A 5,283-nucleotide genomic window follows, 5' to 3' on the forward strand; every position below is an offset into this window, starting at 1 on the left:
AGCAAAGATACTGCTTAAAGCAAGTTTAAAGGAATTCTTTTTATTTCTGCTCTGCCAGTATTCAGCGATAAATATTAAAAGAAAAGGGCCAATTATAAAACCCAGAGGACCCAAAAATATTGTACCAGCTAACATTCCAATAACAGCTACCATAATTGTTCTATTGCTTCCACCCTGTTTTTTAATAAAATAAGCATTGGCCAGATAATCTGCCAGAAAAATAATAACTGTAATTAAAACTGCTCCGGTCCAAAAATAAGCAGAATAACTGATATTTGTTTTAATTAATTTATATAAAATAACCGCCGCCCAGAAAAATACAGAATCCGGCAGCACTGGTAAAAAGATTGCCGCAATTTCTACTGCAAATAAAATCAAAACCATAATAATTAAAAAAATCTCCAAAATAACCACCCCTTAAATAATTGCCAGTTATGAATTTTTATATTTAAGTTTCTAAAGAAGTTAAAACTCAGTTGACAAAAAGTTTTTAATGACTTGCCTAAATTTTATTATAACACAAATTACAAAGAGCAAGCAAAAAACCCTGTTCTAAAAAACAGGGCATTTACTTGCTCTTAAAATTAATTGTTATAGAATAAAATTAGCTGTGAACTTTTTACTCTATTGCTAAATAACAGTAATGATTATTTTATTGGAAATAATTATAGCTAAAGCTCTAAGCGTTATTAGCTACAACTTCTAACACTTCATCAATATCAGGTAATTCTGGAATATCATATTCTTTTGCCCAAAGAACTTCTCCTTCAGAGTTGACTAGAATATTAACTCTACCAGAAATTCCTTTTTCTTTAATAAAAATGCCCAGTTTTGTAGCAAATTCACCATGAGGCCAGAAATCAGATACAAGTCTTAAATTTTTTAACTCCATATCTTCAGCCCAAGCGCTTTTGGAAGGTACAGGATCAACACTGATTCCTAGAGGAACTGTATTATTTCTTTCTAATTTATCAAAATTATCTTCCAATGCCTGCATTTGATTACGGCAAACACTTGTCCAGGCTAAGGGGTGAAATGAAAGTAAAATATTATTACCCTCAAACTCATCTAATGAAACTTCTTCTTCATTGTGATCTCTTAATTTGAATTCTGGAATTTTGTCACCTTTGTTAAATTTCATTTAAAATACCTCCTGTTAAATATATTAAACCTGAGTTATTAACTTGATTTAATTGTATAGTTATTGAGAATAAATATCAAGTGAAAATTTAACAATTTACATAATTATTTTACTTTTGTATTAATATAAATTATGGTATAATAACATATATTACTAACTGGCTGTGGCGCAGCTTGGTAGCGCGCTTCGTTCGGGACGAAGAGGTCCGGGGTTCAAATCCCCGCAGCCAGACCACTTTTTTAAAAATAAAAAAAACAATAAAACTCAATTTGATTTTTCTAAACAGCATGAGCTTTATTGCTTTTATTTAATATTCATTTCTATTTTTAATTTATCTACCTATTTTTCTTTATTTAGTTTCTTCATTATTGAACGCGCTATAACTATTCCAGAAACAGATGCCTGCATTAATCCTCTAGTTATACCTGCTCCATCTCCACCAAAGAATAGGTTTTCTACTTTACTTTCCAGATTATTATCAACATTTAAACGTGAAGAATAAAATTTAACTTCAACCCCATAAAGTAATGTATCACGCCCATAAATACCAGGTGTAATTTTATCAAGGGCTTTTAACATTTCGATAATACCAGTTAGATGTCTGTGAGGAAGAACCAAAGACAAATCTCCAGGAGTTGCATCTTTTAAAGTTGCTTCGGTAACAGAACGTTTAAGTCGCTCTTCTGTAGTTCTTCTACCTTCAAGCAAATCTCCAAGTCTCTGAACTAAAACTCCTCCAGCTAACATATTAGCAAGTTTAGCTATATCCTTACCATAAGTAATTGGTTCATGAAAAGGTTCAGTAAAAGTTTTGCTCACAAGTAGAGCAAAATTTGTATTGTTGGTTTTAATATCAGAATGACTATGTCCGTTAACTGTAATCAATCCCTGATTATTTTCACTAACAACTTCTCCATATGGTGACATACAAAAAGTTCTTACCTTATCCTCAAAAGTTGGTGTATGATAAATCAGTTTTGATTCATATAAATTGTCAGTCATATATTCCGTAATTGCAGCTGGACATTCCACCCTAACTCCAATATCTACCGGATTAATAGCAGTCTCAATGTCCATTTTTTTTGCTTCATTGGTTAACCACTCTGCATTTTCTCTTCCTGCAGCTGCCATCACATATTCAGCTGAGATTTTTTCTCCTGCTGCAGTCTTAACAGCTTCAATTTTATCAGCTTCAACTATAAACTGCTTGACATTGACTCCAAATCTTATTTCTACTCCCTGTTCTTCTAAGTAATCCTGCATATTCTGCAGAACCACCTGACTATATCCTGTTCCCAGATGTCTTAAACTTGCGGGTATAAATTTCAATTCAGCTCTCACAGCTTTTTTTCTTATTTCATCCTGTTTATCTTCAGCAACTCCAAAAACCCGATCAGGAGCTCCAAATTCCATATAAATATCATCTGCATAGGCAATATTATCAATTAGTTCCTGTCTTCCTATGTAATTTTCTAGATTTCCACCAATATCAGGAGATAGAGAAAGTTTTCCATCACTATAAGCTCCTGCTCCACCCCAACCAGATACTATTGCACAACTGGGACAGTTAACACAGCCCATGCCAGGATTTTCTTTCATTGGACAGACTCTTCTTTCCAGGTCAGTTCCCTTTTCTAAAATCAGAATATCGAGATCTGCTTCTTTTTTAATAAATTCCATTGCAGTAAATATTCCAGTTGGTCCAGCACCAATGATAATCACATCATAATCTTTTTTGCTCATTAATTTTTAAACCTCCAGGTTTTTAAATAAAGTCTAAATAATATTTTTTAGACAAACCAATATTATAGTTTCTAGACCAAAGGCTTAATTCCTGCTTTTATATTATTATTTTTGAAAAAAATTATAATATATGCCTAAAGTTATAATTTCAAAAAAGAAATCGGCCAAAATTCAGGCCGATTATTTTAAATTATTAAATTTACTCCATCTTACTTTAAACGATCATTCAGCAGCTTCCATTTCTTCCAGACGAGTCAGAATTAAATTATAGCCATCTTCACCATATTCTAATGATCGTTTAACCCGGCTAATAGTCGCTGTACTAACTCCAGTTTCATCAACAATATGATCGTATGTATAACCCTCTTTGAGCATTCTAGCTACTTCAAGCCGCTGTCCCAAGGCTTTGATTTCTCCTATAGTAGCTATATCTTGAAAAAAATTATAACATTCCTCTTTACTTTCAAGTAATAAAATGGCTTCAAATAGCTGCTCAGTAAATTTATCTCTTATAGTTCGGGCCAAAGTTTACACCCCTTTTCTAAAAATTACTCCCACTCTATTGTTCCGGGAGGTTTTGATGTGATATCATAAACAACCCTATTAACTTCTTTAACTTGATTAACAATTCTATTAGAAATAGACTGCATAAGCTCATACGGAAGTCTTGCCCAATCAGCAGTCATAGCGTCATCACTATTTACTGCTCGTAAAATAATAGGATAACCATAAGTCCTTTCATCACCCATAACCCCTACACTTCTTAAATCAGGTAGAACCGCAAAAGACTGCCAGATATCTCTATAAAGTCCAGCATCTCTTATTTCTTCTTGGACAATTGCATCTGCATTTCTTAAAATTTCTAGTTTATCCCAATCAACATCTCCAATAATCCTAATTGCTAAACCAGGTCCAGGGAATGGCTGTCTCCAAACAATCTCTTCTGGTAAACCTAAAACTTCACCTATTTTCCTTACCTCATCTTTAAATAGATAGTGAAGAGGTTCAACAAGTTCAAGATTCATCTCTTCTGGTAAACCTCCAACATTATGATGGCTTTTTATTGTTGCTGCCTTATCAGTTCCTCCACTTTCTATAACGTCAGAGTAAATTGTTCCTTGAACTAAATAACGAACATCTGATAAATTTTCAGCTTCTTCATCAAAAACCTGAATAAACTCATCACCAATTATTTTCCTTTTTTCTTCTGGATCCTTTACTCCTGCTAATCTATCTAAAAATCTTTCTTTAGCATCAACATAAATTAAAGGAATATTAAATTCCTCTCCAAAGGTTCTTTTTACTTGTTCAGCTTCTCCTTTGCGCAAAAGGCCGTGATCAACAAAAATACAGGTCAACTGATCACCAATAGCTTTATGTACTATAGCTGAAGCAACAGCAGAATCTACTCCCCCAGAAAGCCCACAAATAACTTTTCCGGTACCAACTTGATTTCTAATTCTCTCGACTTCTTCATTGATATAATCTGCCATATTCCAATTAGCATTAACTTTAACAATCCTAAATAAAAAGTTATGCAGCATTGTTTTACCATGAATAGTGTGATTTACCTCTGGATGGAACTGAACTCCATAAAAATCACGTTCAAAATCTGCCATAGCAGCTGCCTCAGTTAGCTCTGTTTTAGCAATCACCTCAAAGCCTGCTGGCACTTTTTTTACATGATCACCATGGCTCATCCAAACTTGTGAATAATTATCTATTTCTTTAAATAATTTTTTTTGTGTAAATAACTCTAAATTAGCTTTCCCATATTCTCCGTGCTCTGCTTTTTCAACCTGACCTGCTTCTAATAATTGTGCCATTAACTGCATTCCATAACAAATACCTAAAATAGGAATTCCTAATTCAAAAACACCTTGATCAACACCAGGTGCCTTGGGTGCTGTTACACTATCTGGTCCTCCAGAAAAAATTATAGCTGCTGGATCAATTTCTTTAATTTCTTCTAACTCAATATCATGCCCTCTAATTACAGAATAAACATTAAATTCTCTTACCCTTCTGGCAATCAGCTGACTATACTGACCTCCAAAATCAAGAATAAGTATTTTGTCGTAATCCATCAAATTCCCCTTCCGCTTTTATTTACTAAAGTATACAGGTTAAAGACTACAGTTGTCAAGCATAATAACAGCAATAAGATTAATTTCCCTCAAACAGTAAAACTCCCTTCTATTAGCTTAAAATAAATAGAAGGGAGTTGAAATAACTTAATAGTTAAATTAAAACGAATTTATTTTTTAACTGTGTTTGATTGCAGACTGTGCCGCTGCTAAACGAGCAATTGGAACTCTATAAGGTGAACAGGAAACATAATTTAGATTGTTTTTATGACAGAATTCAATTGATGAAGGTTCTCCACCATGTTCTCCACA

The 5,283-nt window shown here is 33.3% G+C and carries 6 protein-coding genes and 1 tRNA gene; 1 reads left to right on the forward strand and 6 read right to left on the reverse strand.

All coding sequences use genetic code 11. The features are described from left to right. A partial coding sequence (locus CI949_RS16400; RefSeq protein ID WP_290768264.1) for a DUF456 domain-containing protein occupies positions 1 to 405 on the reverse strand: 405 nt, incomplete at its 3' end. A gap of 274 nt (positions 406 to 679) precedes the next feature. Next, positions 680 to 1,141, reverse strand: coding sequence for a redoxin domain-containing protein (locus CI949_RS16405; RefSeq protein WP_133618319.1), 462 nt, complete (start codon positions 1,139 to 1,141; stop codon positions 680 to 682). 157 nt (positions 1,142 to 1,298) lie between these two features. On the opposite strand from CI949_RS16405, the gene CI949_RS16410 reads away from it, so the two are divergent. Then, positions 1,299 to 1,375: transfer RNA gene (locus tag CI949_RS16410), tRNA-Pro, on the forward strand. Between the two features lie 105 nt (positions 1,376 to 1,480). Here the strand turns inward: CI949_RS16410 and CI949_RS16415 are convergent. From CI949_RS16415 to CI949_RS16430, 4 genes are all read right to left on the reverse strand, one after another. Next, entirely contained in the window at positions 1,481 to 2,884 is a 1,404-nt protein-coding gene (locus CI949_RS16415; protein WP_133618318.1) for an NAD(P)/FAD-dependent oxidoreductase, read from the reverse strand. Positions 2,885 to 3,106: 222 nt separating this feature from the next. Then, positions 3,107 to 3,409, reverse strand: a complete 303-nt coding sequence (locus tag CI949_RS16420; RefSeq protein ID WP_133618316.1) for a YerC/YecD family TrpR-related protein — start codon at positions 3,407 to 3,409, stop codon at positions 3,107 to 3,109. A 23-nt stretch (positions 3,410 to 3,432) separates the two neighbouring features. Then, positions 3,433 to 4,971 carry a glutamine-hydrolyzing GMP synthase gene (guaA, locus tag CI949_RS16425; RefSeq protein WP_133618314.1) on the reverse strand — a complete coding sequence of 513 codons (1,539 nt, stop codon included), beginning with the start codon at positions 4,969 to 4,971 and terminating at the stop codon, positions 3,433 to 3,435. A 177-nt stretch (positions 4,972 to 5,148) separates the two neighbouring features. Then, the coding region (locus tag CI949_RS16430) for a putative PEP-binding protein (protein ID WP_290768270.1) at positions 5,149 to 5,283 on the reverse strand (135 nt) is incomplete at its 5' end.

This window comes from Halanaerobium sp. (assembly GCF_003070835.1).

Coding starts and splice junctions, on each gene's coding strand:
- CI949_RS16405 (WP_133618319.1), bottom strand. CDS start 1,141: ATGAAATTTAACAAAGGTGACAAAATTCCAGAATTCAAATTAAGAGAT.
- CI949_RS16415 (WP_133618318.1), bottom strand. CDS start 2,884: ATGAGCAAAAAAGATTATGATGTGATTATCATTGGTGCTGGACCAACT.
- guaA (WP_133618314.1), bottom strand. CDS start 4,971: ATGGATTACGACAAAATACTTATTCTTGATTTTGGAGGTCAGTATAGT.